Annotated in this window: 25 protein-coding genes and 3 tRNA genes; 16 read left to right on the top strand and 12 right to left on the bottom strand. The window is 70.0% G+C overall.

Going from position 1 to position 26,776, the window contains the following annotated elements; translation table 11 throughout:
* Positions 1–46: 46 nt before the first annotated feature.
* Positions 47–865 (bottom strand): serine protease, encoded by an 819-nt coding sequence (locus tag G3573_RS01785; protein ID WP_163259131.1) that lies wholly within the window; start codon positions 863–865, stop codon positions 47–49.
* Positions 866–959: 94 nt separating this feature from the next.
* Here G3573_RS01785 and G3573_RS01780 point away from each other — a divergent pair, with 94 nt between their 5' ends.
* Both G3573_RS01780 and G3573_RS01775 read left to right on the top strand, forming a co-directional pair.
* A complete protein-coding gene (locus G3573_RS01780) occupies positions 960–3,065 on the top strand; it encodes a S9 family peptidase (protein WP_163259130.1) in 2,106 nt (701 codons plus the stop codon).
* Positions 3,062–3,604, top strand: coding sequence for a GNAT family N-acetyltransferase (locus G3573_RS01775; protein WP_163259129.1), 543 nt, complete (start codon positions 3,062–3,064; stop codon positions 3,602–3,604). The genes G3573_RS01780 and G3573_RS01775 overlap by 4 nt, the downstream gene beginning before the upstream one ends.
* Positions 3,605–3,623: 19 nt before the next feature.
* Here the strand turns inward: G3573_RS01775 and G3573_RS01770 are convergent, their stop codons facing one another.
* The 3 genes from G3573_RS01770 to G3573_RS01760 form a co-directional block, all read right to left on the bottom strand.
* Positions 3,624–4,181, bottom strand: coding sequence for a hypothetical protein (locus G3573_RS01770; protein WP_163259128.1), 558 nt, complete (start codon positions 4,179–4,181; stop codon positions 3,624–3,626).
* 93 nt (positions 4,182–4,274) lie between these two features.
* On the bottom strand, positions 4,275–5,552 hold the full coding sequence (locus G3573_RS01765) for a cystathionine gamma-synthase family protein (RefSeq protein ID WP_163259127.1): 1,278 nt from the start codon (positions 5,550–5,552) through the stop codon (positions 4,275–4,277).
* A gap of 68 nt (positions 5,553–5,620) precedes the next feature.
* Entirely contained in the window at positions 5,621–6,073 is a 453-nt protein-coding gene (locus G3573_RS01760; RefSeq protein WP_276208659.1) for a response regulator, read from the bottom strand.
* Positions 6,074–6,301: 228 nt separating this feature from the next.
* On the opposite strand from G3573_RS01760, the gene G3573_RS01755 reads away from it, so the two are divergent.
* The gene (locus tag G3573_RS01755) at positions 6,302–6,847 is read left to right on the top strand and encodes a sensor histidine kinase (RefSeq protein WP_163259125.1); all 546 of its coding nucleotides are present in this window, start codon (positions 6,302–6,304) and stop codon (positions 6,845–6,847) included.
* 101 nt (positions 6,848–6,948) lie between these two features.
* The gene (locus G3573_RS01750; protein WP_163259124.1) at positions 6,949–7,725 is read left to right on the top strand and encodes a phytanoyl-CoA dioxygenase family protein; all 777 of its coding nucleotides are present in this window, start codon (positions 6,949–6,951) and stop codon (positions 7,723–7,725) included.
* A gap of 22 nt (positions 7,726–7,747) precedes the next feature.
* Here G3573_RS01750 and G3573_RS01745 read toward each other — a convergent pair.
* A tRNA-Gln gene (locus G3573_RS01745) sits at positions 7,748–7,821 on the bottom strand.
* A gap of 158 nt (positions 7,822–7,979) precedes the next feature.
* Here G3573_RS01745 and G3573_RS01740 point away from each other — a divergent pair.
* From G3573_RS01740 to G3573_RS01720, 5 genes are all read left to right on the top strand, one after another.
* A tRNA-Pro gene (locus G3573_RS01740) sits at positions 7,980–8,056 on the top strand.
* 63 nt (positions 8,057–8,119) lie between these two features.
* A tRNA-Pro gene (locus tag G3573_RS01735) sits at positions 8,120–8,196 on the top strand.
* Between the two features lie 154 nt (positions 8,197–8,350).
* A complete protein-coding gene (gene sppA, locus G3573_RS01730) occupies positions 8,351–10,141 on the top strand; it encodes a signal peptide peptidase SppA (RefSeq protein WP_163259123.1) in 1,791 nt (596 codons plus the stop codon).
* Between the two features lie 51 nt (positions 10,142–10,192).
* Complete coding sequence (locus tag G3573_RS01725) at positions 10,193–11,584, top strand: sulfotransferase (protein WP_163259122.1); 1,392 nt, start codon at positions 10,193–10,195, stop codon at positions 11,582–11,584.
* Between the two features lie 236 nt (positions 11,585–11,820).
* Entirely contained in the window at positions 11,821–12,324 is a 504-nt protein-coding gene (locus G3573_RS01720) for a hypothetical protein (RefSeq protein WP_163259121.1), read from the top strand.
* 65 nt (positions 12,325–12,389) lie between these two features.
* Here G3573_RS01720 and G3573_RS01715 read toward each other — a convergent pair whose 3' ends face one another.
* Positions 12,390–15,467: a TonB-dependent receptor gene (locus G3573_RS01715; protein WP_163259120.1), complete on the bottom strand. Its 3,078-nt coding sequence runs from the start codon at positions 15,465–15,467 to the stop codon at positions 12,390–12,392.
* 299 nt (positions 15,468–15,766) lie between these two features.
* Between G3573_RS01715 and G3573_RS01710 the strand changes: the two genes are divergently transcribed.
* Positions 15,767–16,312: a hypothetical protein gene (locus G3573_RS01710; RefSeq protein ID WP_163259119.1), complete on the top strand. Its 546-nt coding sequence runs from the start codon at positions 15,767–15,769 to the stop codon at positions 16,310–16,312.
* Between the two features lie 39 nt (positions 16,313–16,351).
* Positions 16,352–16,774 (top strand): TIGR01244 family sulfur transferase, encoded by a 423-nt coding sequence (locus G3573_RS01705; RefSeq protein WP_346427323.1) that lies wholly within the window; start codon positions 16,352–16,354, stop codon positions 16,772–16,774.
* Between the two features lie 4 nt (positions 16,775–16,778).
* On the opposite strand, the gene G3573_RS01700 is transcribed toward G3573_RS01705, so the two are convergent.
* The gene (locus G3573_RS01700; RefSeq protein ID WP_163259118.1) at positions 16,779–16,931 is read right to left on the bottom strand and encodes a hypothetical protein; all 153 of its coding nucleotides are present in this window, start codon (positions 16,929–16,931) and stop codon (positions 16,779–16,781) included.
* 66 nt (positions 16,932–16,997) lie between these two features.
* Here G3573_RS01700 and G3573_RS01695 point away from each other — a divergent pair, with 66 nt between their 5' ends.
* A complete protein-coding gene (locus G3573_RS01695; protein ID WP_163259134.1) occupies positions 16,998–17,894 on the top strand; it encodes an MBL fold metallo-hydrolase in 897 nt (298 codons plus the stop codon).
* Here G3573_RS01695 and G3573_RS01690 read toward each other — a convergent pair.
* The 4 genes from G3573_RS01690 to G3573_RS01675 form a co-directional block, all read right to left on the bottom strand.
* The gene (locus tag G3573_RS01690) at positions 17,876–18,187 is read right to left on the bottom strand and encodes a YciI-like protein (protein ID WP_163259117.1); all 312 of its coding nucleotides are present in this window, start codon (positions 18,185–18,187) and stop codon (positions 17,876–17,878) included. The genes G3573_RS01695 and G3573_RS01690 overlap by 19 nt on opposite strands.
* A complete protein-coding gene (locus G3573_RS01685) occupies positions 18,184–18,957 on the bottom strand; it encodes a DUF1499 domain-containing protein (RefSeq protein ID WP_163259116.1) in 774 nt (257 codons plus the stop codon). Before G3573_RS01685 ends, G3573_RS01690 begins: the two co-directional genes overlap by 4 nt.
* Positions 18,958–18,964: 7 nt before the next feature.
* A complete protein-coding gene (locus G3573_RS01680) occupies positions 18,965–20,599 on the bottom strand; it encodes a long-chain-fatty-acid--CoA ligase (RefSeq protein WP_163259115.1) in 1,635 nt (544 codons plus the stop codon).
* Between the two features lie 82 nt (positions 20,600–20,681).
* Entirely contained in the window at positions 20,682–22,070 is a 1,389-nt protein-coding gene (locus G3573_RS01675; RefSeq protein ID WP_163259114.1) for a bifunctional aminoglycoside phosphotransferase/ATP-binding protein, read from the bottom strand.
* Positions 22,071–22,236: 166 nt separating this feature from the next.
* On the opposite strand from G3573_RS01675, the gene G3573_RS01670 reads away from it, so the two are divergent.
* On the top strand, positions 22,237–22,884 hold the full coding sequence (locus G3573_RS01670) for a TetR/AcrR family transcriptional regulator (RefSeq protein WP_163259113.1): 648 nt from the start codon (positions 22,237–22,239) through the stop codon (positions 22,882–22,884).
* Between the two features lie 50 nt (positions 22,885–22,934).
* A complete protein-coding gene (locus G3573_RS01665) occupies positions 22,935–24,695 on the top strand; it encodes a hypothetical protein (protein WP_163259112.1) in 1,761 nt (586 codons plus the stop codon).
* A gap of 4 nt (positions 24,696–24,699) precedes the next feature.
* Here the strand turns inward: G3573_RS01665 and pdxH are convergent, their stop codons facing one another.
* Complete coding sequence (gene pdxH, locus G3573_RS01660) at positions 24,700–25,371, bottom strand: pyridoxamine 5'-phosphate oxidase (RefSeq protein WP_163259111.1); 672 nt, start codon at positions 25,369–25,371, stop codon at positions 24,700–24,702.
* A gap of 282 nt (positions 25,372–25,653) precedes the next feature.
* On the opposite strand from pdxH, the gene G3573_RS01655 reads away from it, so the two are divergent.
* Positions 25,654–25,887, top strand: coding sequence for a hypothetical protein (locus G3573_RS01655; RefSeq protein WP_163259110.1), 234 nt, complete (start codon positions 25,654–25,656; stop codon positions 25,885–25,887).
* A 154-nt stretch (positions 25,888–26,041) separates the two neighbouring features.
* Positions 26,042–26,761, top strand: a complete 720-nt coding sequence (locus G3573_RS01650) for a DnaJ C-terminal domain-containing protein (RefSeq protein ID WP_163259109.1) — start codon at positions 26,042–26,044, stop codon at positions 26,759–26,761.
* Positions 26,762–26,776 lie beyond the last annotated feature (15 nt).

Here is a 26,776-nt window from a genome sequence, read left to right as displayed (position 1 = left end):
GTCATGCAGGGGGCCGAGGCCCTGGCCGCCCTGGACGAGCGCGCGCTCAGCGCCTGACCGGCTGGGGCGACGGCGGCGAGCGCGAAGGCGCGCCCGCCGTCACCGTCGGCGGCGGGGCGGCGACCGGCACGGGCTGGTCCAGCATGGCCACCGTCTCACGGATGTAGCTGGCGTGGGTGACCACGCCGATCTCCAGGCTCTCGCGGTTCTGATCGTGGGTGACCATGCTGGTCACCAGGCCCGCGACGAACGGGCCCCGCGTCGCGTCCCCCTCGGCGCGGCGCGCCGCGTCGACCATGAACACCGGCCCGCCCGAATTGCCCGGGAACACGGTGAAGTCGACCAGGAAGGTCGGGAAGGCCGCCGACGGCGACACCGGATAGGACGCCACCCGCCCGTACCGCAGGATCGGGAAGCCGGCCATGTTGGACGACAGGCCGCGCGGGAAGCCCAGCCCCATCATCTCTTCGCCCGGCCCGACCTGGGTGTCCTCGAAGGTGGTCTCGGCGGCCAGCCACGCCAGCGGGATGGCCGCCTTGGCGAATTCGGGCGGCGCCTTGATCTCCATGGCGGCGACGTCGCGGATGGGGTGCCGGGTCCACAGCGGCAGGGAGCCGTCGCGGATCTTCAGCGGCGCCGGCGCGAACCGCCAGCCGCCGCCCGCGTCGGCGAAGCGCCAGCCGATGCTGGCCTGCGGATCGGTCATCTCGGTGAGCACGTGCGCGGCGGTCACCAGCACCACGCGCGGCGTGCCGTCCGGCTTGGGCGCCCGGATCAGAAACCCGGTGCCGGTCGTGCGTTCGCCGTCGGCGCGCACCTGCTCGATCTGCACCGTCGCGTTGATCAACTCGACCGTAAGGTCCACGGACGCGCCCCTTCACCGTCACTGAAGACGATTTGAACGCGGCCACGCTTTCCGCACAAGCGCCCGCCCCTTGCGAGCGACCGAAGGGGCGTCCATGACGGCGTTCATGTCACACCCGATACCGCCGGTCGCCCGCAAGGCCCCTCACCGCATCGAACAGCTCGGCCGCGTCCGGGTCGACGACTACGCCTGGATGAAGGACGAGAACTGGCAGGCGGTGATGCGCGACCCCGCCGTGCTGCGCGCCGACGTGCGCGAGCACCTGGAGGCCGAGAACGCCTACACCAAGGCCATGCTGACCTCGACCGAGGCGCTGCAGGCGAAGATGTTCGAGGAGATGAAGGGGCGCATCAAGGAGGACGACGCCTCGGTCCCCTCCCCCGACGGCCCGTGGGACTATTACAGCCGCTTCGAGATCGGCGGGCAGCATCCGATCCTGGCGCGCCGGCCGCGCGGCCGGCTGGACGACGAGCAGATCCTGATCGACGTCGACGCCATGGCCAAGCCGCACGCCTACTTCCAGGTCGGCCACGCCGACCACAGCCCCGACCACGCGCTCTACGCCTGGGCCGAGGACGCGCAGGGCTCGGAGTACTACGCCATCCGGGTCAAGGACCTGGCCACCGGCGAGACCCTGCCCTCGGCCGTCGAGAGCTCGACCGGCGACTTCACCTTCTCGCCCGACAGCCAGTGGCTGTTCTGGACCTGGCGCGACGAGAACGGCCGCCCGGCCAAGATCTTCCGCCGCCCGGCCCGCGGCGGCGAGGACACCCTCGTCTATGAAGAGCAGGACCCGGGCTTCTTCCTGGGCGTGGCGCGCAGCTCGTCGAACGCCTTCGTCTTCATCGGCGCCGGCAACCAGGAGACCAGCGAGGCCTGGCTGATCCCGGGCGCCGACCCGACCGCGGCGCCCCGCCTGGTCGAACCCCGCCGCGAGGGCGTGCGCTACGAGCTGGATCACTGGGGCGACCGCTTCGTGGTGCGCACCAACGCCGACGGCGCCATCGACTTCAAGCTGATGTGGGCCGACCAGGCCGATCCGTCGGCCAGGACCTGGCGCGAGTGGATCGGCCACCGTCCCGGCGTCTTCGTGGTCGGCGGCGCGCCTTACAAGGACTGGTACGTCCGCCTGGAGCGCGTCGACGCCAACAACCGCATCGTCGTCACCGCCAAGGCCGACCTGTCGGAGCACGAGATCGCCTTCGCGGAAGAAGCCTACTCGCTGTCGCTGGAAGGCGGCTACGAGTGGGCGACCGACCTCACCCGCTTCGTCTACACCTCGCCGACGACGCCGCGGCAGTGGTTCGACTACGACATGCGCACGCGCGAGCGGACCCTGCGCAAGACCCAGGAGATCCCCTCCGGCCACGATCCGGCCCGCTATGTCGCCAAGCGGCTGTTCGCGACCGCGCCCGACGGCCAGCAGGTGCCAATCACCGTGCTGATGCTGAAGGACACGCCGCTCGACGGCTCGGCGCCCTTGATGCTTTACGGCTACGGCTCCTACGGCCACTCGCTGGATCCGGCCTTCTCGATCCGTCACCTGTCGCTGGTCGACCGCGGCTGGATCTGGGCCACCGCCCACGTGCGCGGCGGCTCTGAAAAGGGCTGGGGCTGGTTCCTGGACGGCCGCAAGGACAAGAAGAAGAACACCTTCACCGACTTCGTCGCCTCAGCCGAAAAGCTGGTCGCCGAAGGCTACGGCCGTGCGGGCGAGATCGTGATCTACGGCGGCTCGGCCGGCGGCCTGCTGGTCGGCGCCGCCAACAACCTGCGCCCGGACCTGTGGGCCGGGGTGATCGGGGCGGTGCCGTTCGTGGACGTGGTCAACACCATGAGCGACGTGACCCTGCCGCTCACCCCGCCGGAGTGGCCCGAATGGGGCAACCCGCTCGAGGACGCGGCGGCCTACGACTACATCGCCAGCTACAGCCCCTACGACAACGTCGTCGCCACCGCCTATCCGGCGGTGCTGGCCACCGGCGGCCTGTCGGACCCGCGGGTGACCTACTGGGAGCCGTCGAAGTGGGCCGCGAAGCTGCGCGAGCGCACCACCTCGCCCAACCCGATCCTGCTGAAGATGAACATGGAGGCCGGCCACGGCGGCGCGTCGGGCCGCTTCGACTTCCTCAAGGAGATCGCGCTGGACTACGCCTTCGCGGTCTGGGCCGTGGACCGGGGCTGGGAGCGCGCGGCGTGAACGTACGCGAGGCGACCCTGGCCGACGTTCCGGCCATCACCGAGATCTACGCCCACCACGTCCTGCACGGCTTCGGCACCTTCGAGGAGGTCCCGCCGGGGCACGAGGAGATGGCGGCGCGCATGGCCGCGGTGCAATCGCGCGACCTGCCCTACCTGGTGGGCGAGGTGCACGGCCGGGTGGTCGGCTTCGCCTACGCCGGGCCGTTCCGCCCGCGCACGGCCTATCGCTACACCGCCGAGGACTCGGTCTACGTCGCTCCGGACCGCACCGGCCAGGGCGTCGGACGCGCGCTGCTGGAGGCGGTGTGCCGGCGCTGCGAGGCGATCGGCCTGCGCAGCGTGCTGGCGGTGATCGGCGACAGCGGCAACGCCGGCTCGATCGGCGTGCATCGCAGCTGCGGCTTCGAAATGGCCGGCGTGCTGCGCGGCGCCGGCTTCAAGCACGGCCGCTGGGTCGACGTGGTGCTGATGCGCCTGGAGCTGAACGGGGGCGACGGCTCGCCCCCGGTCGGCGACGGCTGGGCGTTCGAGGGCTAATCCCCTTCTGGGCGAGGGGTCAGAACACCAGCGGCTTGCAGGCGTGGGCGGCCTGGGGCCTGGCCCTGGCGCCCGGGCCGCTGGTCCCCAGGCACTCGGCCTCCTCGTCGGGCGCGATGAACGCGAACACCGAGCCCGATGAGACCTCGGCGAACTCGGCCGTCCAGCCGAAGGCGCCGAGGTAGGTCCAAAGGGCCGGATCGGCTCGGCGCGAAGGAATCGGCTTGAGCGTCGCCGCATCGACCGCCCAGGGCCGCTCGCCCTCCTCGATCATGCCCAGGTCGCCACCCGGCGTAACGTAGATTGCGATCCGACGGTCGATGCGGCTCCTGCCTCGGACCGTGAAGCTCGCCTCTTCGCCATTGTGACGCCACACCAAGGTCCGCCACCAGTTCGTGCCGGCGAGCTCGATCTGCACCTCCACCTCACCACCAAGTTCCGGAAGCGTACGGGCGGCTTGGTCGGTCGTGATTATGTGCAGCTCGCCGAACGCGGCCGGTTCGGCCGCCTGGACCGCGCCCCCTGTCGCCAGCGCCGCCAGCATGGCGAACGCGGCCGAATACTTCGCGATGCCCATAAGCCCCCCCGGTCTTGTCCGCCGGGAGTCGACGGACACCCGACGGTGTCACGGTTGGGCATGGGCGACCAGTGTTCGGCCGCGGTCAGAAACTCACCCCAGCGCGTGCTCCAGGTCGGCGATCAGGTCGTCGGCGTTCTCCACCCCGACCGACAGGCGGATCAGGTTCTCGGCGATGCCGAAGCGGGCCTTGGTCTGGGGCGTGTAGTCCGAGTGGGTGGTGCTGGACGGGTGCGACACCAGGCTCTCGGTGCCGCCCAGGCTGACCGCCAGCTTGAACAGCTGCAGGCGGTTCAGCACGCGGAACGCCTCCTTCTCGCCGCCCTTCAGCAGCACGCCGAGCGTCGAGCCCGCGCCCAGGCACTGGCGGGCGTAGATCTCGCGCTGGCGTTCGGAGCAGCCCTTGCCGCCGGGGACCAGAACGCGCTCCACCTTGGGATGGGCCTCCAGCCAGGCGACGATCTTCTTGGCGCTCTCGGCCGAGCGCTCCATGCGGATCTGCAGGGTCTCCAGGCTGCGCAGCAGCAGCCATGCGGTGTGCGCGTCGCTGACCGTGCCGCAGATGGTGCGCATCTCGGCGACGCGCGCGATCAGCTCGGCCGAACCCAGCGCCGCGCCGGCGATCAGGTCGGAGTGGCCGCCCACGTACTTGGTCAGCGAATAGAGGACGAGGTCGGCGCCCAGCGACAGCGGCTTCTGCCACAGCGGGCCCAGGAAGGTGTTGTCGACCGCCAGCACCGGCCGATCGGGCCCGTAGCCCTTCAGCAGTTCAGCGAGGCCCGTGATGTCGGTCAGCTCGTTGGTCGGGTTGGCCGGGGTCTCGACATAGACCATGGCCAGCCGGCCGCCGCGCTCGCCGGCTTCCTTGGCCAGGTCGTCCAGCGCCGCCTTGAACTCCGCCTCGGTCAGGCCGGCCGGCAGGGCGTGGGCGCGCACGCCGTAGCGCGGCAGGATGCGGTCGAACAGGTACTCGGTGCCGCCGTAGGCCGGCGCGGTGTAGGCGATCACGTCGTTGGGACGGCACATCGCCAGCACCGTGGTCGAGATCGCCGCCATGCCGGTGGAGAACACCAGCGCCCGCTCGGCCTCGTCCCACAGCGCCAGGCGGTCCTCGAGGATTTCGAGGTTCGGGTTGTTGATGCGCGAGTAGATCAGCCCCAGCGCCTCGTCAGGCTCGCGCTCGCGCAGGCCGTAGGCCACTTCGAAGAAGCGCTTGCCGTCTTCGGCCGATTTGAACACGAAGGTGGAGGTCTGGAAGATCGGCGGCTTGATCGCGCCTTCCGACAGGAAGGGATCGTAGCCGTAGCTCATCATCAGGCTTTCGGGCCGCAGCTGATGCGAGCCGATCGTACGCTTCTTGGAACCCTTCACCGTAACCTCGCTCCCGGAACGGGAGCTGCCTTAGGCCACCGGCGGGCCGGCCACAACCCGGCGTTCGATCAACACGCGTCCAGCCGGTCGGGCGAGGCCAGCAGCCAGGGCGCGAGGCGGAACCGGCGCGGCGCGGGCCCCAGGGCCTTGTGGGTCACGAAGTTCGCCGCGAACGCCACCACGTCGCGGATCAAAGCGTCGTCGAAGGGTTTGGGCATGACCCCGATGGCGCCGGAGAAGCAGCTCGGGATCTGCTCGGGATTGGCGGTCAGGAAGATCACCGCGGCGCCGTGATCGGTCACCAGCCGGCGCGCGATCTCCGGCCCGGTCGGCCCGTCGGCCAGGTTCACGTCGACGAGGGCGAGGTCGATCGGTTCGGACGAGGCGAGCGCGAGGCTGCGGTCGAGATCCGTAGCGGTCCCGATCACCTCATGCCCAAGGTCGCGCAGAACCAGTTCGATCTCCATAGCCAGGATCGACTGGTCCTCGACGACCAGAATGCGCATTCGCTTCCCAGCCATCCCCCTACCTCGTCGCCGCGCCTCCGGCCCCCACCGTTCACATTCGTTAAGGCGCGCGACGGGCCTCCCTTACACGTTTTGTCGGTGGGTCAACAGTCTTGTTTAGCTTGCTCAACGAACGCGGGTCGGGTCCCATGTCGCTCGTTTCGGGGGCGACGAATCAAAATGCATATCGGCGAGGGCCTGCGGCTTGCAGAGCTTCGGCATCGGCTGGGGAGCAATCTCCAGTTGCTCCAGGCCCTCGTTACGGCGCGCCTGCGCGCGGTGAGCGATCCGGAGAGCCAGCGGCACCTGGCCTGGCTGGCTGACGTGATCGCCGCGCTGGGCCTGCTGAACCGGCGTCTCGACGACGACCAGTCCGCCGATTTCGCCGCCTACCTGACTGAGGCCGTCGGCTTCTGGAAGCGGGTCTGCGCGGGGCGCAAGATCACCTTCAGCCTGGAGGTGGCCGAGGCGCCGGTCCCGCCGGCCGTGGCCGCCACCCTGGCCCTGATCGTGCACGAACTGATCGGCGGCGCGGTCGCGCACGCGCCAGAAAGCCGGGCCGGCCAGGTGAAGGTCGCCGCCCGCCGCTCGGGCGGGCTGATCGAGCTCGTCGTGCAGGACGACGGCGCGCCGCTCGACCAGCGCAACTGTCAGGAAATCGCGGCCATGGTCCGCGGCCTGGCCGAGCACCTGGGCGGCGGCTTCGAGATCGTCCAGACCGCCGCCGGCGTCGAAGCCCTGGTCCGCGCGCCGGTCCTGCTCTCGCCGGCGCCGCCCAGCCGGCACTGAGCGCACCGGGATCACGCCCCTAGGGCGTTTTCCGGATGCAGCCGGAACCGCCCCGCTCGGCCCTCGGTTAAGTCAGCGTCGCTTCTGAGGGGAGAAGGACGATGGCGTCGTCGGCGTTGCGTGCGCGTGGCGTTCCCGTTCTCCGTCATCCGGGCCAGGGCGACCCGGAACCTCCCGAAATCCTGCATCTCGACCTGAACGCGCGCGGCGACCTGTTCCGCGACGGCTTTCTGGCGCTTGAGAACGTCACCGACGCCGACGACCTGGCCACCATCCGGTCCCTGGTCGCGCCCTGGCTGGACGGCGGATCACACCTGCGTCGCGGCGCCCGCGCGCGCGATCTGGGCGGCGGACCGAACGCGCCGATCCACGAGGTGACCAACCTGACCCGGCTGGAGCCGCGGCTGCTGCAGACCCGCTTCTTCCGGCGCGCGGTGCAGACCACACGGGCGCTCTACGGCCCCTCCGCGCGGCTGATGTTCGACCACGTGATCTCGAAGCCGCCGCGCAACGGCAAGGCGACCGCCTGGCACCAGGACTGCGCCTACGGCCATTCGCTGACCTTCTCGGCGCGCCGGCTGCACTGGTGGCTGCCGCTGCAGGACGCCGCCGTCGAGAACGGCTGCATGCAGTTCGTGCGCGGCAGTCATTCCGGCCCGGTCTTGCCGCATCGGCGCATCGCGCCGGGCGCCCATTCGCGCACCGTCTCCGCGCCGTTCGATCAGAGCCGGGTGGTGGCCTGCCCGCTGCCCGCCGGCGGCGCCACCATCCACCTGCCGAAAACGCTGCATTACACCGGCCCCAACGAGACCGATGCGGAGCGCCTGGCGTGGATCGTCCAGGTCGGCGTGCGAAGCCGACTGCCGATGCTGCTCTAGGCGTTCAATTGAGGGGGAGAAGTGGCTGGGGAACTAGGACTCGAACCTAGAATAACGGTACCAAAAACCGCTGTGTTACCATTACACCATTCCCCAGCAGGAAAGGCGATTCCGCGGGAGCGCCGCGGGAGGCGGTCAGATAGCCCAAGCCCCTGAGCCATGCAACAGGGGCGAAGAAAAACTTCTTTTTCGCCTGCGTCGCAATGAGCGCTTGCGGGCCGAAAAACCCGTCGCTATAAGCCCCCTCCTCAAGTCGGAGTGTGGCTCAGTCTGGTAGAGCACCGCGTTCGGGACGCGGGGGTCGCAGGTTCGAATCCTGCCACTCCGACCATCTAAATTCCCGCCGAAATCGCCGCCCGCCCGGGGCGGCTTTTTCGTTTCGGCGGGAGTGAATCGGAGTGTGGCTCAGTCTGGTAGAGCACCGCGTTCGGGACGCGGGGGTCGCAGGTTCGAATCCTGCCACTCCGACCATCTTCTTCCCGAATTCACCGCCGGCGTCGGCGCGACTTTTCTGCCCCAGCCGGGGTTGAAAGCGTAACCGGCTCGCGCCTTGCGCGCTCTTCATTTGACCGGGGCGCACGCTCCGTTAAGGTTCAGCCGGGCTGAGAAAGGCTGGGACCGCGCCATGAAGCAGTTCTTTATTACCGTAGCCGGCGTGTTCGCCGGTCTCGTGCTGTTTTTTGTCGTCCTGCCGTTCCTGCTGATCGCGCCGATCATCGCCGCGGCCAGCGCGCCTAAGGAGCCGACTGCGCGCGCCGCCGTGCTGCAGCTGGACCTGCGCGAAGGCCTCTCCGACCAGCCCTCGACCAATCCTTTCGCCGCCTTCTCGGGCGAGCCGGACTCGGTGCTCGACGTGATCGAGACCCTGCGCCGGGCCGAGAAGGACAGCCGGGTGAAGGCCCTGTTCGTGCGCCTGCCCGAAGGCGGCATGGCCCCGGCCAGCGCCGAGGAACTACGCCAGGCGTTCCTGCACTTCCGCGCCGCCGGCAAGCCGGTGGTCGCCCACAGCCAGGGCCTCTACCCGTCGGGCATGGTCGTCTCGACCTACATGCTGGGCGCCTCGTCCGGCGAACTGTGGATGCAGAACAACGCCTCGTTCCAGGCCGTGGGCCTAGCGACCGAAGAGCTGTTCTTCAAGCGCGCCTTCGACAAGTACGGCGTGAAGGCCGACTACGAGCAGCGCTACGAATACAAGAACGCGCCCAACCCCTACCTGCAGTCCGACTTCACCCCGGCTCACCGCGAAGCCACCCTGGGCTGGATGACCGGCGTCTATGAGAGCGCCCTGAAGGCCGTCGCCGAAGACCGCAAGCAGGACGTCAAGAAGCTGCGCGCCACCATCGAAGGCGGTCCCTGGAGCGCCGAGGAAGCCCTCTCCAAGGGCCTGATCGACAAGGTCGGCCAGGTCGAGGAAGCCGAAGCCGCCATCCTGGCCCGCGCCGGCAAGGGCGCCGAGATCGTCGAGTTCGACGACTACTCCAACGGCCGCGACGCGGACGTCGGCAAGGGCAAGTCCACCGTCGCCGTGATCGGCGGCGAAGGCGCCATCATGACCGGCCGCAGCGGCGGCGGCGATCCGTTCGGCTCCAGCTCGGCGATCTATTCCGACGACGTGGCCGACGCCTTCTACGACGCGATCGACGACAAGAACGTCAAGGCCATCGTCTTCCGCGTCTCCTCGCCGGGCGGTTCGGACACCGCCTCCGAGCAGATCCTGGCGGCGGTCCGCGCGGCCAAGCGCGCCGGCAAGCCGGTGGTGGTGTCCATGGGCACCTACGCGGCTTCGGGCGGCTACTGGATCTCCTCGGACGCCTCGGCGATCGTGGCCCACCCCTCGACCCTGACCGGTTCGATCGGCGTGTTCGGCGGCAAGTTCGTGCTGGGCGACGCGCTCGGCCGCTTCGGCGTCGACATGCGCGGCATGAGCGTGGGCGGCGATTACGCCAGCGCCTTCGACGGCGCCCAGGGCTTCGACCAGGCCCAGCGCGCCGCCTTCTCGCACTGGATGGACACGATCTACGACAACTTCGTCGCCCGCGTGGCTGCCGGCCGCAAGCTGCCGGTCGAGCGGGTGCGCGAGATCGCCAAGGGCCGCGTGTGGACCGGCGCCCAGGCCAAGGAACTGGGCCTGGTCGACCAGCTGGGCGGCTTCTACGACGCGGTCGCCCAGGCCAAGGCCCTGGCCAAGATCCCGGCCGACGAGGACGTCCGCCTGAAGCGCTTCCCGGCGCAGAAGAGCCCGTTCGAGGCGCTGTCGGCCGCCTTCGGGGTCAGCTCGACCTCGGTGCGCGCCCTGGCCGCGGCCGGCTGGCTGCTCGGCGACCCGCGCGCCGAGGCGGCCATGGACAGCCTGGTCGAGGCCCGCATGCGCGAGCGCGGTCAGGCCGCAGTGATGGCCCCCCGCCCGGTCGGCTAAGACGGCCCGTCACCTTCGCCCTGGAGTAACGCCCTGCGTACCGGATCCGGCTTGAGACCCCCCGCCCCCGCGGTCGACATCGACCGCGGGGTTGCGGAGGCGGTGGGGCGGCTCGCCCAGATGCGTCTGGTCGCCGAGCGCACCGCGCGCGCCAACCCGCGCGACGGCATGGCCTTGAACGCGGTGGGAAACGCCTACCGGATGACCGGAGCGCGCGACCTGGCGCTGGGCTTCTTCCGTCTGGCCGCGCAGCTTCAGCCCGGCGTCGCCGAGCACCACTACCAGCTGGGCGTCTCGCTGCAGTTCGCCGGCGAGTTCGACGAGGCGGCCCGCGCCTTCGAGCGGACCCTGGCGCTGAGCCCGACCCAGCACCAGGCCTGGTTCTCGCTGGTCTCGGTGCAAAAGCAGACGCCCGAGCGCAACCACCTCGAGCGGCTGGAAGCCCTGTTCGCCGGGCCGGACGCCGACGGCATGCGCACGCTGCACGTCGGCCACGCCCTGGCCAAGACCTATGAGGACCTGGGCGAAGCGGTCCGCTCGTTCGAGTGGCTGCAGAAGGCCAAGGCCGTCAAACGCCGCCGCTCCGGCTACGCCTGGGCGCAGGAACGCGCCCTGTTCGAGGCCGCCAAGCGCACCGCCGAAGCCGCGCCAGCCCCGGGCGATCCGTCCGGCGAGCCGATCTTCGTGGTCGGCCTGCCGCGCACCGGCACCACCCTGGTCGACCGGATCATCTCCAGCCACCCCGACGTCGCCTCGGCCGGCGAGCTGGGCCACTTCCCGCTGATCGCCAAGCGGCTGGCCGGCACGCCGGGCCCGCTGTCGATCGAGCGTCCCACCTTTGAAGCGCTGGGGCGGGTGGATCCCGCGCGGCTGGGCCGGGCCTATGTCGACAGCACTCGTCCCCTCACCGGCCAGACGCCGCGTTTCGTGGACAAGGCGCCGATCAACGTGCTCTTCGCCGCGCTCATGCACCGGGCCCTGCCGAACGCGCGGATCGTCTGCGTGCGGCGCGACCCCGTCGACGCCTGCGTGAGCAACTTCCGGCAGATCTTCCCGACCGTCCATCCTTACTACGACTACGTCTACGACCTGCAGAACACCGCCCGCCAGGTGGCGCTGTTCGAGGATCTGGCCGAGCACTGGCGCGCGGTGCTGCCGGCCGAGCGCTACACCGAGATCCGCTACGAGGACCTGGTCGAGAACCAGGAGGCCGAGACCCGGCGGCTGCTGGCCTTCTGCGGCCTCAGCTGGGACGAGCGCTGCCTGGCCTTCCACGAGAACAAGGCGGCGGTGGCCACGCCGAGCGCCGCCCAGGTGCGCGCGCCGATCTACAAGAGCTCGATGGGCCGCTGGCGCCGCTACGGCGATCTGGTCGCCCCGGCGGTCGAGATCCTGGCCCGCGCCGGCCTGGCCGAGGCCGACGGCTCGCCGCGCCGCCGCTAGAGCGCGTTCCGCAAAAGTGGATCCGGTTTTGCGATCAGAACGCGCTCAAGCTTTTGAATTAGAGCCTGTTTTATCCGTTCAGATGATTCCAATTGAACGGAACAGGCTCTAGGACCGGGCGCGCTTCCGACACGACCGCTCAGGCCCGCGCCCCGGCGCGGGCCTTTTCGCATCCGCGGGGAACCTTCGCCGTCGCCGACAGCTTGAGCGTGCGCACGCGCGAGAGGAGCCGGCCGATGATCGCCCTGGGACTAGCGCTCGCCCTGGCCGCCGCGGCGGGCGCCGAGACCACCCCGATCGCGACCCGCAACGCCGTGCTGGACCAGGCGTTGGCCTGCCGCGGCCTGGCCGACACGTCTGCCCGGGCCGCCTGCTACGACGCGGCGATCGACGCCCTGGCGCAGGCGCAGGCGCGCGGCGAGGTGGTGGTGATGGACGCCGCCCGGGTCGAGGCGACCCACCGGGAGGCGTTCGGCCTGACGCGACCGCCCGCCCCGCCCCTGGCGGTCAAGCTCGCGCCGATCGAGGACGTGTCGCTGACCGTGGCGCGCGCCTGGCGGGCCGCCGACGGGGACTGGATGCTGGCCATGAGCGACGGGCAGGTCTGGCGCCAGATCGACGGCCGCTTCGCCCGTGCGCCCGAGCCGGGCTTCGTCGCCGAGATCAAGCGCGCGGCGCTGGGCAGCTACCTGATGCAGGTGGACGGCCAGACCGCCGTGCGCGCCCGACGCGAGAAGTAGCAGGCACGAAAAAAGGCGGCGGGCCGAAGCCCGCCGCCCCCAATTCGATCGGTGAGGATCGCTTCTTAGAAGCGGACCTTGCCCGAGATCGAGAAGGTACGACCCAGCACGCGGTAGACCTGCGGGTCGGTGTTGGCCTGCGAGAACAGACCTTCCGTGGTCTGCGGCGCCTTTTCGTCGAACACGTTGCCGACGAAAGCCGTGACCTGGAAGTTGTCGGTCATGTCCCAACGGGCCGACATGTCGATGTAGCTGGCTTCCGGCTGTTCGTTGCCGAAGCTGGCGCTCGTCATGGTCGGCACGTAGCTCCAACGGCCGAACAGGGTCCAGTCGCCGATCATGTAGTAGGCCGAGAAGGCCGACTTCCACTCCGGCAGGGCCCCGCCGATCGAGGCGAAGGTGTAGCCGACGTACTCGGTGTCACCGATCTTGTAGGAGTCGATCAGCGACAGCAGTTCGTTCAGGCGCAGGCGACCCTTCATGCCCACGTCTTCCATGTCGAGCGACCACTCGGCTTGGATGTCCCAGCCCTTGGTGTGGTAGCTGCCGACGTTGTCGCGGGTCGTGTTCACGAAGTCGAGCTGACCGGTGACCGGATCGCGGACGACGCGAGCGCAAGCCGCGGCGTTGGCGCCCGGCGTGGTGGAGCTGTAGCACTGGTTGATCCAGTACTGAGCGCCCAGCGACTGCACGGCATCCTTAATTTCGATGTCGTAGTAGTCGACGGTGGCGCGGAAGTCGCCCAGCGGGAACCAGTCGGGCTGGAACACGGCGCCGAGGGTCAGGGTCTCGGCGGTTTCCGGCTTCAGGCCCGGGTTACCGAAGGCGAAGGCTTCCACCTGCGAGTTGTTGGCCGAGAAGCCCGGCGAGTACACCACGCCCTGCGACTGGCAGTACGACTTCAGCGCCGGGGTCAGGCCCGCGTTCGCCGAACGGCAGGGGTCGGTGAAGGCCGGGAAGCCCTGGTCACCAGCCTGGAACAGTTCGAACACCGACGGAGCGCGGGTCGCTTCGTTGTACACGCCGCGGAAGCGCAGCCAGTCAACCGGAGCGTATTCGCCGCCGATCTTGTAGGTCCACACTTCGCCGATCGACGAGTAGTCCGAGTAACGCAGGCCCAGTTCCAGGCCGAAGTAGTCGGCGAAGTCCAGGTCCTTCAGCAGCGGAACCGACAGTTCCGTGTAGAGTTCGCGGACGTCAACCGAACCAGCTTGGTCCTGAATGGCGTTGAAGCCGAAGATGTTGCCGGTGCGCTGCTCGTTGTCGACGCGGAACTCAGCGTCGGTGCCGCGGTATTCGAAGCCGAACACCGAAGCGATCGGACCAGCCGGCAGCTCCATCAGGTCGCCACGGACGTAACCGGCCAGGCGGTGCTCTTCGACGTTGGTCGTCGCGAAGGTGTTGACCTTCAGGAAGTCGACCATCGGCTGGGTCAGGGTGCCCGGGCCGAAGATGTCGAGCGGCACGCAGCCCGGCAGGGCGGCGGAGCCGAGCGGAGCGCCGGACGAAGTCTGGCAGCCGGCCAGGCCCTGCATCAGCGCCGTCTTGTTGACGCTGTTCAGGCCGCGGCTGGTGACGTGGTTCTGGCCGTAGCTGGCGGTGACCGACCAATCCCAGTTGTCGTTGAACGAACCGTCGATGGTGGTCAGCATCGAGAACGAGTTGTTCTCGGTGAAGCCGTTACGGGTGCCGACCTCGTTGGTGCGGCGGTCCATCGTGAAGTTGGCCAGCGGGTTCGGGCGCGACTGCAGGGCGGTCCACAGATCCGGCGCATTGGCCTGGATCAGGGTCTGCATGGCCGGGGTCAGCGTGATCGACAGGCCGGTGGCCGGAGTCGGAGCCAGCTGAACTTCCGAGTTGCTGTTCACGTACGACAGCATCACCTTCGCACGGATGTCGTCCGTGATGTCGTAGGTGCCGGTCGTGGTGATGTTGAAGCGCTCGGCCGGGATGATCAGGTAGTTGTCCGGCGCGAAGTTGTAGCGCGACGAACCGGCAGCCCGATCCGGCACGCCGCAGGCGCCGGCGGTGAAGCGCGGGGTCAGCTGGCCGCTGTCGTTGAACGACAGGTTGCCGCTGCGGACCGCAACGCCGGCGGTGGCCGAGTTACAGTCGGTGTTGGCCGCGCCGAACTGGCCCGGCAGCAGGAAGGCCATGCCGGCGTTGGCGTAAACCGGAGTGTCGTCAGCCGTGCCCGGCAGACCGTCCGGACCGTTGTTGTTGCCGATGGCGCCGCCGCCGAACGGGTTGCCCGTGTCGTCGGCCGTGCCGTAGATCTTATCGGGGCCCGCGCCGATGGCGTTGTTCGTGATCCAGCCCCAGGCCGGAGTGCCCGAACCGCCGGGCGAGTTGATGAAGCCGCCGCCCGAGATCAACGCTTGGGCTTCGGCCGCGCTGTCGCAGATCGACAGGTTGCCCGAGCCGTCGTCGCAGACCGCGCCCGAGGTACGGGAGAAGTCGTAGGCCGACTGCGAGACCTTCTCGCGGTTGTAGTAGGCGGCGTAGGCGGTCAGGTTGCCGCGGCCGTCCGCGAAGTTGCCGCCGAACAGGCCGTTGATTTCGACTTCCGGAGCGTTGCCGTCCCAGGCCGAGCCGTAGGTGGCGCGCAGTTCAGCGCCTTCGTAGTCGTCCTTCAGGATGAAGTTGACCACGCCCGAGATGGCGTCCGAGCCGTACACGGCCGAAGCGCCGCCGGTCACCACTTCGATGCGCTCGATCAGCGAGGCCGGAATGGTGTTGATGTCGACGGTGCCGGTGGTCGAGGAGGCGGGCACGCGCTCGCCGTTGACCAGGACCAGGGTACGGTTGGTGCCCAGGCCGCGCAGGTCGATGGTGGCGAAGTCTTCACCGCCGGCGTTGTTCGACGTGCGGGTGTTGCCCGGGATGACCTGCGGCAGTTCGTTGAGCAGGGTTTCGACCGACAGAGTCGCGGTCATTTCCAGCTGCTCTTGGCCGACGGTCGTGACCGGCGAGATTTCGGTGAAGTCCTGACGGACGATGCGCGAGCCGGTGACGACGACTTCGTCGACGGTCGACTGCTCGGCGTCTTGCGCGTAGGCCGGCGCCGCCGCAAACGCGGCGAAGGCAGCCCCGCAGATCATCGTGGACGCCAACAGGCGGCCACGGACGGTTTGCTTATTCAACTTTCTTCCTCCTGAGCCCGACGGGGAAGGTCTTCTTGCAAGGACCTTCCGCCGCCGAGGCGACGTTGGCCCGCAGGCGTGACGCCCCCGGATATGGCCACGGTATGGCAGGCTACGTTCCGGTCAACGCCAAATTACTCGCGTGTAATCTGTTCGTCGCAGACCTGTCTCATCGTGGCCACAGGTTCGCCCCATTTCCGAAACCACGGCTCTCCGCCCAGGCGCGGGGCGTGGCCCGGTTGCACAGGCGCACGCCTTTCTCTTCAATGGGGGCGAGTTTCGGGGAAGGCGGCGGAATCATGCGCGCGAACACCAAGATCATGGCCCTGGCGGCGAGCGCCGCCCTGCTGGCCGGGGCGGCCCGGGCCGAAGCGCCGGCGCCGGCTCGCGCCGACGTGCTGCAGAAGCTCTCCGCCTGCCGAGGCCTCGCCGAAGACGCCGCGCGACTCGCCTGCTTCGACGCGGCCACCGCCGCCATGGACGCCGCCGAGAAGAAGGGCGACCTGGTGGTCATGGACCGCGGCCAGATCCGCGAGGCCAAGCGCCAGGCCTTCGGCCTGGAGCTGGGCGGGGCCTTCAGGATTTTCGACCGCGCCAGCGCCGACGGCGGCAAGAGCGAGGAGATCGACGAGGTCACGCTGACTGTGGCGCGCGCCTCGCGCGATCGCGAAGGCCATTGGGTGCTGACCGCCACCGACGGCCAGGTGTGGCGCCAGATCGACGGCGAGCGTGTCAACGAAGCCCCGAAGCAGGGCTCGAAGATGGAGATTCGCAAGGCCTCGCTCGGCAGCTTCTTCCTGAAGGTCGACGGCCAGCGCGCGATTCGGGCGCGCCGCGAGCAGTAGCCGCAGGAACTCGTCGCGCGCCGGTCCCGGCGCGCGCAGATGCGTGAGGACGACCACATGACCGAGTTCCGCAAGGTCACCGACGGATTCTGGGTGTCCCCGCAGATCCGGCCGGACGACGTGCGCGCCGCCGCCGAGCGCGGCTTCACCCTGATCGTCAATCATCGCCCCGAGGGCGAGGAGCCGGGCCAGCCGGAGGGCGAATCGATCGCCGAGGCCGCGCGCGCGGCCGGCCTGGCCTACGTGGCCATTCCCGTTCGCGGCCGGCCCACCGCCGAGCAGGCGCAGGCGACGACCGAGGCGGTGTCGGCGACGCAGGGGCCGGTGCTGGCCTATTGCCGCTCGGGCACGCGGTCGATCGCGGCCTGGAGCCTGGGACAGGCCCTGACCGGCGAGCGCACCCGCGACGAGTTACTCGGCCTTGGGGCGGCCGCCGGCTACGATCTGGAGCCGTGGCTCTGAAGCGTCAGCGTGTGACGGCCACGCGCACCGCGCCGTATCCGACGGCCGGCTCGGGCGTGCAGGACGCCAGCACGAGATGCGCCGCCATGAGACACAGGAAGGCCGCGGCGGCCTTCTGGAGCCGATTCGACACGAAAAGGGCGGCCGTGATCGCCATGGGAGCCTCCGCAGCTTGGTTTACGAGTCGTAAATGCAAGCCCGGCGCCGCGGCGGAGCGGCCGGCGTGATCCCCTATGTGCGCCAGTTCGACTTCGCCTACGGCCGGGTCGACCAGGTCTCGCCGCGCATCCGGCGGGTGGTGGCCGAGAACCCCGGCCCGTTCACCTTCACCGGCACCGGCACCTACATCGTCGGCCACGGCGAGGTGGCGGTGATCGACCCCGGCCCGGCGCTCGATTCGCATCTCGCCGCCCTGCTGAAGGCGGTCGAAGGCGAACGGGTGACCCACGTCTTCGTCACCCACACCCACCTCGACCACTCTCCCCTCGCCCGCCCGTTCGCGCGGGCGACCGGCGCACGGATCTACGCCGCCCAGCCGCCGGGCGAGGCCGCCCACGCCGAAGCCCCGACGCTCGAGGAAGGCGACGACGAGACCTTCCGGCCCGACGTGGTGCTGACGGGGGGCGAGCGGTTCTCCGGCCCAGACTGGACCATCGAGGCCGTTCCCACGCCGGGACACGCCTCCAACCACATGGCCTTCGCGCTGGAGGAGGAGAACGCCCTGTTCCCGGGCGACCACGTGATGGGCTGGTCGACGACGGTGATCAGCCCGCCCGACGGCGACATGGCCGCCTACTACGCCAGCCTGGAGCGGGTGCGGGCGCGCGGCTTCTCGACCCTGTGGCCCACCCACGGGCCGCCGGTGACCGAGGTCGCGCCCTTCCTCGACGCCTACCTCGCCCACCGCAAGGCGCGCGAGGCGCAGATCCTGGCGCGGCTGGCCGCCGGCGACCGGACGATCGGCGAGATGGTGCCGGTGATCTACGCCGAGGTGGACCGGCGGCTGTGGCCGGCGGCGGCGCACTCGGTGCTGGCCCACCTGATCGGCCTGGTCCGCACCGGCGAGGTCGCGGCCGACGGCGAGCCGGGGCCGGACAGCCTCTACCGGCTGGCGGGGTGAACCGGGCTGGCCGCGGCTTCGCCGGCCACCGTCGTCCATTCGCGAACGCGCCAGCCCGTCACCAGGCCCTCGACGACGTACGGATCGGCTTTTGCGAAGGCCTCGACCACCTCGCGCGTTTCGGCCCTGAACAACAGGACCGCGCCGTCGACCGGGTCGGCCAGCGCCCCGCCCAGCACCAGCTCGCCGCGTTCGGAGGCGGCCCAGGCCTTCTCCAGATGCGCGTCGCGATAGGCCGGGCGCCGGGCCAGATAGTCCGGCCCGGCCTCGTAAAAGAGAAGGAAGTGCTTCACTTCGACAGCGCCTCGACGATCTCGGTGACGCGCTTGCAGTTCATGCCCAGGTCGGAGACGCCCACGCGGCTGATCGAGCGCACGTCGGTGCGGGTCGGGCCCATGCGCACCACCACGTCGTCCTTGAAGCCGAACCAGGTGCTCTCGGCCGTGGCCTCGACCATCCAGGGAGCCGAGCCGAACACGGCCAGGCCCTTGTCCTCCAGCACCTGACGCACGCGCTCGGGCGGGACCATGCGCGGCACCGGCTTGGCCCCGGGACAGGTCTCGGCGTTGATCTCAGCCACCCGCCGCCCCGACCAGGGCGAGCCCGGCTTCTCCGGCGCGCGCGGATCGGTCTCGACCGGGTTGGGCGCGCCCACCCGCTCGAGCTTCATGAACTTCTTGCTGAAGCCCAGCGGCTCTTCCCAGTTGGTCGACACGTCGTGGATCGGCGGCACCGACTGGGCCGTTTGCTTGAAACGGAACAAACCACCCAGGACCGCGGCCGGCAGCAGCAGCGCGATCAGGGCCGGGATTCCCAGCCGGCGGAAGTCGGTGAAAGCCGCCAGCAGGGCCACCAGCCCGGTCGCCACGCCGACTATGGCCGCGATCGAGACCCAGCTGCGGGTCATCACGCCGAGCGCGAACTTCCAGTCGATCGCGCCCGCCTTGGCGCCGAGCGCGGCGACCAAAAGCAGGACCGGCGCGACCAGGCCGACCACCACCGCCAAACCGACGACCAGTCCGGCCGCCTTACGCCCCTTCGACTGTCGTTCGATCCGCGTCATGACCGCCTCACCTCACCGGTTCGGGAAGCCTGTGATCCTTGAACCGCTCCCGCAGAACCTTCTTATCGATCTTGCCGGTGGCGCCCAACGGGATGTCGTCGACGAACACCACGTCGTCGGGCGTCCACCACTTGGCGATCTTGCCCTTCAGGAAGTCGAGGAATTCGTCGCGGGTGGCGCTCTCGCCGTCCTTCAGCTTGACCAGCAGCAGCGGGCGTTCGTCCCACTTGGGATGCGGCACGCCGATCACCGCGGCCAGGGCCGCCTTGGGGTGGCCGACGGCGATGTTCTCGATGTCGATCGAGCTGATCCACTCGCCGCCGGACTTGATCACGTCCTTGGCCCGGTCGGTGATCTGCATGAAGCCGTCGGGGCAGATGTTGGCCACGTCGCCGGTGTCGAAGAAGCCTTCCTTGTCGAGGATGTGGCCGCCCTCGCCGTGGAAGTAGGCGCCGGCGATGAACGGACCGCGCACCATCAGGTGGCCGAAGGTCTTGCCGTCGTGCGGCAGCTTCTTGCCGGCGTCGTCGGTCAGCTTCAGCTCGACGCCCAGCGGCGGACGGCCCTGCTTCAGGCGGATCGGCATCTGCTGCTCGAACGGCAGGGACGCGATTTCCGGGGTCAGGTTGCAGACCGTGCCCAGCGGCGAGGTTTCGGTCATGCCCCAGGCGTGCACCACCTCGACGCCGTAGTCGTTCCAGAAGCTCTCGATGATCGCCGCCGGGCAGGCCGCGCCGCCGATGGTGACGCGCTTCAGCGTCGGCAGCTTCAGTCCCTCGGCCTGCATGTGCTGCAGCAGCATCTGCCAGACGGTCGGCACGGCGGCCGAATAGGTGACCTGCTCGGTGTCCAGCAGCTCGTAGATCGAGGCGCCGTCCATCCTGGCGCCGGGCATGACCAGCTTGGCGCCGACCGCCGGCGCGGCGAAGGCGATGCCCCAGGCGTTGGCGTGGAACATCGGCACCACCGGCAGCACCGCGTCCTTCACCGACACGCCCAGCACGTCGGCCTGCAGGCCGGCCAGGGCGTGGATGAAGTTCGAGCGGTGCGAGTACAGCACGCCCTTGGGATTGCCGGTCGTGCCGGAGGTGTAGCAGAGCCCGCAGGCGGTGTTCTCGTCGAAGCCGCCCCACTCGCACTCGTTCGACTGGTCGCGGATCACCCGCTCGTAGCAGTCGGCGCGCGGCAGCTTGGTCTGCGGCATGTGCCAGTCGTCGGTCATCACGACCACCCGCTCGACCGTCGGGCACTTGGCGATGATGGCTTCCAGCAGCGGCACGAAGGTCAGGTCGACGAAGATGACCTTATCGCCGGCGTGATTGATGATGTAGGCCAGCTGCTCGGGGAACAGGCGCGGGTTCAGCGTGTGGCAGACCGCGCCGATGCCCATGATGCCGTACCAGCACTCCATGTGCCGGTGGGTGTTCCAGGCCAGGGTGGCGACCCGGTCGCCCAGCTTCACGCCCCAGCCCTTCAGCGCGTTGGACACGCGCTTGGCCCGGTCGTGGACCTCGGCGTAGGTGGTCCGCACGATCGGGCCCTCGACCGTACGCGTCACGATCTCACGCTGGCCGTGCCAGTTCTTGGCGTGGTCGAGGATCTTGTCGACCGTCAACGGCCAGTCCTGCATCAGGCCCAGCATCAGCAACCTCCCTGGCGCCGTCTCAATCGCAGCGCTCCAGAGGCAAGCTAGTTAGCTTATCAGTGATAAGCAACGCATCGGATCATAGCCTTTCGCGACGCCAGCCGATCGCGCCCGGATCGCGGGCGAGCTGGGCCTCCAGCACGGCGGCGTCGGCGTCCGACGCGTCGCCGACCCGGGCGGCGACGCGGGCATGCATCACCTCGGCCGGGGCTTCCAGCCAGACGCCGTCGAAGTCGGCGCCGGCTTCGCTCGCCGCCGCCTCGGCCGCGGCCCGCTCGTACGGCCTGAGGAAGACCCCGTCGACCACGGCCGAGCGCCCGGCCGCCAGGCACAGCCGCGCCTCGTGGATCAGGCGCGCATAGACGCGCTCGCTCTGTCCCGCGGCGTAGGCCTCGGGCGGTAGGCGCTCGAGGGCGGCTGCGCCCCACACCCGCTTGCGGATCTCGTCGGAGCGCAGCACCACCGCCCCGGGCGCCGCGCCCAGGCCCGGCGCCGCCCGGCGCGCCCAGGTGGTCTTGCCCGAGCCGGACAATCCGCCCACCGCCGTCAGCGTGGCGGGCGAGGTCTCCAGCAGCGCGATCGCCGCGTCCAGATAGCGGCCGGCCAACTCGCGGTCGCCCATCTGCGCGGACACGTGGCAGCGCACCGCCGCCCGCACCGACAGGAACAGCGGCAGGGCGCGAAGCCCGGTGAAGGCGGCGTCGCCGAAGCCGCGGGCGGCCTCGTCCAGCCAGGCGTTCATCACCCGGTTGGCCGCCTCGACCCGGCCGCGGAAGCTCAGGTCCATCAGCAGGAAGGCCAGGTCGTACAGCACGTCGATCTCGCTCAGCACGTCGCTGAACTCGATGCAGTCGAACATCACCGGCCGCCCGTCCTCGACGAACAGGTTGCCCAGGTGCAGGTCGCCGTGACAGCGGCGCGCCAGGCCCGCGCGCCGGCGCTCGTCCAGCAGGCCCTCGCAGGCGGCGTAGGCCGCCTCGGTGGCGCCCGCCCAGCGCTCGATCCGCTCATGCCCCAGGTCGAGCGCGCGCACGATATTGGCGTTGGAATCCAGCACGTAGCGCAGGTTCGCCCCGCCGGGCGTGACCTTCGCGCCCAGGTGGAAGCGGGCGACCGCGCGGCCCAGCTGTTCGGCCAGTTCGCCGTCGACCCGTTCGGGGTCGCGCGCCAGCACCGCGTCCTCGTCGAACCGGCGCATCTCCAGCACCGGCTCGCCCTCCACCTCGTCCGTGGCCAGATAGATTTCCGGCGCGGTCTCGCGATTGAAGGCCAGCTCGCGGCCGATCGCCCAGCGGCGCTTCTCCAGGGTGGAGAAATCCAGATAGCCGAGGTCGACCGGCTTCTTCAGCTTGCGCGCGCGCCGGCCGGCCAGGAACACCACGGCGCAGTGGGTTTCGATGACGCGTTCGGCCTCCGCCTTCAGGCGGGCCTCGGCGCGGCGCCAGGCGGGATCTTCGACGAATTTCACGCCGGCGCACTTACACGGCGTGGCCCGTCAGCACCACCAGCGATGGTTTGAAACCCAGCGTGTGGACGGTCGCCTTGCACGCCTGAATGGGGAAATCTAAAAGCATGGTTAACAGGCAATAGGGAGGCCGCCTGCGGCGTGGGGAGCGCCGCGGCGGTTCTGGGGAATGCCGATCGAAGACGAGCGGGACGCCCGCTCCGAGCGCAAGCGCCAGGACGTCCTGGACGCCGCGCGCCGGCGCTTCATGACGGAAGGTTACGCCTCCACCGGCATGGAGGCGGTGGCTCGCGACGCCGGCGTGTCTACGGCCACGCTTTACGCTTATTTTCCAAGCAAGTCCGACCTCTTCCACGTCGTGGTCGAGGAGGCCGCCGAGGTGTTCATGCGCCGCGCCGGCGAGACCGCCCACGTCCAGGGCGACGGCGCGACCCAGCTGCGGGCCTTCGCGCTCGCCTATGCGCGGTTCATCAGCGATCCGTTCGTACGCGCCATCTTCCGCCTGGTCGCGGCCGAGCGGCGGCGCTTCGAGACCGTCGCGCGCCGCTTCCACACTCGCCTGAGAGACGAATTCGGCGGGGTGCTGATCGGCATCCTGCGTCGTCTGCACGCGGAGGGTCGGGTCAGCCTGACCAAGCCCTCCTGGGCGGCCGGGCAGCTGATGGGGATGATCGAGCACCCGACCTTCCTGGTCCCGCTCGTCGCCGGCGACGACGCGCCGGTCGAGCGGCCGCTGGAAGACATCTGCGAAGAGGCGGTCGAGACCTTCCTGGCGCGCTACGGCGTGCGCGACGGCGTGGGCGCGGAAGCCGCCTGACGGCGCGACGGACTTCGGCACTCTCAACTCGGCGATAGCGGGGGCTCGCCATGTGGAGATCGATCCTCATCCGGCGGCTGCGGCGGCCGCGTCCGGGGCTGACCGGCCTGGCCGGCGTGCTGTGCGGGTTGATGCTGGCCCTGGTCCTGCCCGGGCGGGCCGAGGCGGCCTTCGGCGACTGCGCCGACCGCAACTACATGGCCGGCTTCGACGAGCGCTATCGCGACGCCGACTTCCTCTGCGTGGAACGCCTGAACGTCGCCGTGCCGTCGGCGACCTCGGCCACCGGCGAGGGCCCGCCGCGCATCCGCATCATCCAGGACATCTCCGCCGACTGGGCCGCCGACGAGGGCCGGATGGCCGACTACCAGCGCGGCGTGCAGGCGGCGATCGACATGCTGGGCCGCATGGGTCCCTACCGCATGCACGACGTCACCATCCTGTTCGCCGACGACTTCGCGCCGCGGCGCGACGCCGAGCGGTTCAGCGGCATCGCCGGCTTCACCTACATGGACCCGCCCAAGTCGGACGAATGCCAGATCGTGTTCTTCCTGCTGGGCGCCGGCGCCACCCACGAGCGCGGCGCCGCCGTCGTCGCCCACGAGATCTTCCACTGCGTGCAGAAGGCCAATCTCAGCCCCGGCCAGATGACCTCCATGACCGAGGCCGGCGACGGCGGGGCCTGGTGGATCGAGGGCTCGGCCGCCTGGTTCGCCTCGGCCGCCCTGCCCGAGGCCGACGCCTACCTGCAGCGCCACCTCGACACCTTCGACGCGAGCTCGCCCGAGACGCCGCTGTTTCGCATGCGCTACGCCGCCGCGCCGTTCTTCTTCTGGCTGGCGGGCGATCGCGGCGAGGACCGCATGCTGAGCTTCCTCAGCGGCATGGCCGACCGGATCGACGAGCGGGCCCAGATCACCGCCATGCGCGAGGCCCTGCCGGGCGACGACTGGCTGCGCTTCGCCCAGGACTACCTGGACCGCCGCATCCCCGGCCCGCGCGGGACCCTGCCCATGACGCCCCAGGACGGCGCGACCTGGAGCTGGACCACGGCCCGGACCGAGCGGATCCCGCTGGAGCCGTTCGTGCTGGCGCGCGGCTGGATCGACTGCGACTGCGGCGACTGGAGCACCGACACCCGGCCCGACGTGCCCCACGCCGCAAGGCCGGCCGCCGGCGGCGACTGGGCCGACCTGCCCGGCCGCATCGCGGTCCCTTCAGGCGAGCACGAACGCTTCCGCTTCGCCGGCTTCAACACTGGCGGCAGGCCTGCGACGCTGGAGATCGAGGCGCGGCAGGAGGCGGCCTGCGCCGAGTGCGCCGCCATCCGAACCGTCGACGCCTGCCTGGTCGGGACCTGGCGGCAGACCGGCGGCGGGCCGGTCGAGTGGATGCGCCGCCACATGCCGGCCGGCGCGTCCATCCCCTCGGCCGAGCGCAGCGGCGACGTGTTCACCCTCAACCACGACGGCTCGTTCACCACCGGGACCTTCCGCGCGTCGGCGACCATCCTGATGGAGCACGCGGACGGCACGGCTGAAGGCCAGGGGCGCCTGGCGGCGCAGGCTGGCGGTTACTGGTCGGCCGCCGACGGCTGGCTCAACCTGTGTCCGCGCGAGCAGAGCCTGGCCGGCCAGGCGCGGGTCACCCTTCCCGCCGGGGGCACGCGCACGACGCCGATCGGCCCCGGCCGGCCGGTGCAGTCGACGCAGACCTACAGCTGCGACGAGACCAGCCTGATCACCTGGATGGACATGCCGGGCTCGGACCCGATGGAGACCAGCTACACTCGGGTGGCGTCGGGCGGCTGACGCCTCAGGGGAACAGCCGCTCGGTCAGCCAGGCGGCGTCGACGCTGTCGCGCCGGAAGGCCAGGCGGTCGTGCAGGCGGAACGGCCGGTCGCGCCAGAACTCCATTTCCAGCGGCAGCACCCGGTAGCCCGACCAGTGCGGCGGCCGCGGCACCTCGCCCAGCGCGTATTTCAGGCCGTACTCGGCGATGCGCTTTTCGAGCGCGAAGCGCCCTTCCATCGGACGCGACTGCTCCGAGGCCCAGGCGCCGATGCGGCTGTCGCGGGCGCGGGTGGCGAAATAGGCGTCGGCCTCCGCCTCGGTCACGCGCTCGACCGGCCCCCTCGCCCGCACCTGCCGGCGCAGCGACTTCCAGTGGAACAGCAGCGCCGCCTGCGGATTGGCGGCCAGCTGCCGGCCCTTGGCGCTCTCGGTGTTGGTGAAGAACACGAAGCCCCGGTCGTCGAGCGCCTTCAGCAGCACCATGCGCACGTCCGGCAGGCCGTCGGCGTCCGCGGTGGCCACCGCCATGGCGTTGGGATCGTTCGGCTCCTTGCGCTTGGCGTCCTCCAGCCAGGCCCCGAACAGGCCGAACGGCTCGTGCCGCTCGAACATCGCCTCGTCGGCGTGCTCGGCGTGAGCGCTCTCGTAGTCGGCGTCCGACGGGCTGGGCGGGATCAGGGTCGAGCGAGTCATGGCGGAGAGCATATAGCGGCTTGTCCGTCGTCCTGCAGGTCCGGCGAAGCACGCGATCCGCCTCAGGCCTCCTCCCGGTCCGTCATCCCGGAAAGCGCGCAGCGCTTATCCGGGCCCCAGCAAGCACGACGCCGACGCTGTGAAGAGCGGCCTGCAACAGGCGTGGCGCCGGCTGGGTCCCGGCTCTCCGCTGCGCTTCGCTCCGCTGCGGCCGGGATGACGAAATGGGTAAGCAATGTCTGCTTTCGCCTCATAGCGGACATCCCAAGCCCATGAGATTCAGTGGCGATGCGCCAATATCAACGACTGATGCGACGGGATGGGCAGACGCTTCACCCGACTGACGAGCAAATCGAGTTGCACGCGGTCTTAGGAGTCGCGCCCGGTGCAACAGATGTCGAAATCGTCGGAGGTCATCCGAAGGGCGGGTATCGGGTGACTTTCGATCTCTCGCCGGAGTGTATCGACGAGTTCATCGCTCATCTCGAACGGCACGGCTGGATGGCGGTGATGTGAGGTGACGCCATCGGGGGCTGCTCGCGCTCCCACTGTGATCCGCTCACCACCCAAAGCGGACATTTCCCGCCCACAGTCGCAACCCGCGATTCACGCTTAACGCGGCGTTGACGATCGCTGCCGCAAACCTGCGGGGATGTCGAAGACCTCCGGTATGACCGCGCAGGAAGCGCGGACCTTGCTCGGCCTTCCCGCTAGCGCCTCGCGCGAGGCGACCGCGGCGGCGTTCCGCACGGCGGCCAAGGCCGCGCGCCCCGACCAGGGCGGCGATCCGGAGCGTTTCCGCCAGGTCATCGAAGCCTACCGCACCCTGCAGCATCTCGACGACGCCCGCGCCACGGTCGCGCGCGCCACCACGTCCGCGGCCGAGCCGGCCTGCGAGGCGCTGGAGATCACCCCGCGCGAGGCCTATGCGGGCCTCGCCCGCAACATCCGCCTGCCCAACGGCCGCAAGCTGGGCCTGCGCCTGCCCGGCGGCCTGCGCAACGGCGCGCCCGTGCGCCTGAAAGGCCAGGCCAAGGGCGGCGAGGACCTGTTCCTGAAGGTGCGCATCACCGCCGAGGACGGCTGGTCGGTGACCGGCGACGACCTGTGGCTGAGCGTCGAGGTCGATCCGCGCACCCTGCGCGACGGCGGGCGCATCGAGGTCGAGACCCTGGCCGGCCCGCAGTCGGTCTGGGTGCCCAAGGGCCTGGCCGAGCCCGCGCGGCTTCGCCTGAAGGGCCTGGGCCTGCCGGCCTCCGGCGGCCACGAGCGCGGCCACCTGTTCCTGAAGCTCAAGCCGGCCGAAGCGGGCGTGATGAGCGGCGCGCGCGAGCGGCTGCGCCGGTTCGCCAGCGCCTGGGCCGACGTTCGCGCGGCGGCGTGTTTGTGAGCGACGCGCGCGTGG

The organism is Caulobacter sp. 17J65-9 (assembly GCF_010975005.1).
GTDB lineage: Bacteria > Pseudomonadota > Alphaproteobacteria > Caulobacterales > Caulobacteraceae > 17J80-11.
The sequence above is the reverse complement of the archived record's forward strand: the minus strand, read 5'-3'. Positions and strand labels throughout refer to the sequence as shown.

Excerpts from the sequence above, each read along its gene's own strand:
- G3573_RS01680 (WP_163259115.1), bottom strand. The coding sequence starts at position 20,599 with ATGCTGGGCCTGATGCAGGACTGGCCGTTGACGGTCGACAAGATCCTC.
- sppA (WP_163259123.1), top strand. The coding sequence starts at position 8,351 with ATGAAGCAGTTCTTTATTACCGTAGCCGGCGTGTTCGCCGGTCTCGTG.
- G3573_RS01665 (WP_163259112.1), top strand. The coding sequence starts at position 22,935 with ATGTGGAGATCGATCCTCATCCGGCGGCTGCGGCGGCCGCGTCCGGGG.
- G3573_RS01760 (WP_276208659.1), bottom strand. The coding sequence starts at position 6,073 with ATGGCTGGGAAGCGAATGCGCATTCTGGTCGTCGAGGACCAGTCGATC.
- G3573_RS01720 (WP_163259121.1), top strand. The coding sequence starts at position 11,821 with ATGATCGCCCTGGGACTAGCGCTCGCCCTGGCCGCCGCGGCGGGCGCC.
- G3573_RS01700 (WP_163259118.1), bottom strand. The coding sequence starts at position 16,931 with ATGGCGATCACGGCCGCCCTTTTCGTGTCGAATCGGCTCCAGAAGGCC.
- G3573_RS01750 (WP_163259124.1), top strand. The coding sequence starts at position 6,949 with ATGGCGTCGTCGGCGTTGCGTGCGCGTGGCGTTCCCGTTCTCCGTCAT.
- G3573_RS01705 (WP_346427323.1), top strand. The coding sequence starts at position 16,352 with ATGCGTGAGGACGACCACATGACCGAGTTCCGCAAGGTCACCGACGGA.
- G3573_RS01770 (WP_163259128.1), bottom strand. The coding sequence starts at position 4,181 with ATGGGCATCGCGAAGTATTCGGCCGCGTTCGCCATGCTGGCGGCGCTG.
- G3573_RS01650 (WP_163259109.1), top strand. The coding sequence starts at position 26,042 with ATGACCGCGCAGGAAGCGCGGACCTTGCTCGGCCTTCCCGCTAGCGCC.
- pdxH (WP_163259111.1), bottom strand. The coding sequence starts at position 25,371 with ATGACTCGCTCGACCCTGATCCCGCCCAGCCCGTCGGACGCCGACTAC.
- G3573_RS01685 (WP_163259116.1), bottom strand. The coding sequence starts at position 18,957 with ATGACGCGGATCGAACGACAGTCGAAGGGGCGTAAGGCGGCCGGACTG.
- G3573_RS01670 (WP_163259113.1), top strand. The coding sequence starts at position 22,237 with ATGCCGATCGAAGACGAGCGGGACGCCCGCTCCGAGCGCAAGCGCCAG.
- G3573_RS01780 (WP_163259130.1), top strand. The coding sequence starts at position 960 with ATGACGGCGTTCATGTCACACCCGATACCGCCGGTCGCCCGCAAGGCC.
- G3573_RS01710 (WP_163259119.1), top strand. The coding sequence starts at position 15,767 with ATGCGCGCGAACACCAAGATCATGGCCCTGGCGGCGAGCGCCGCCCTG.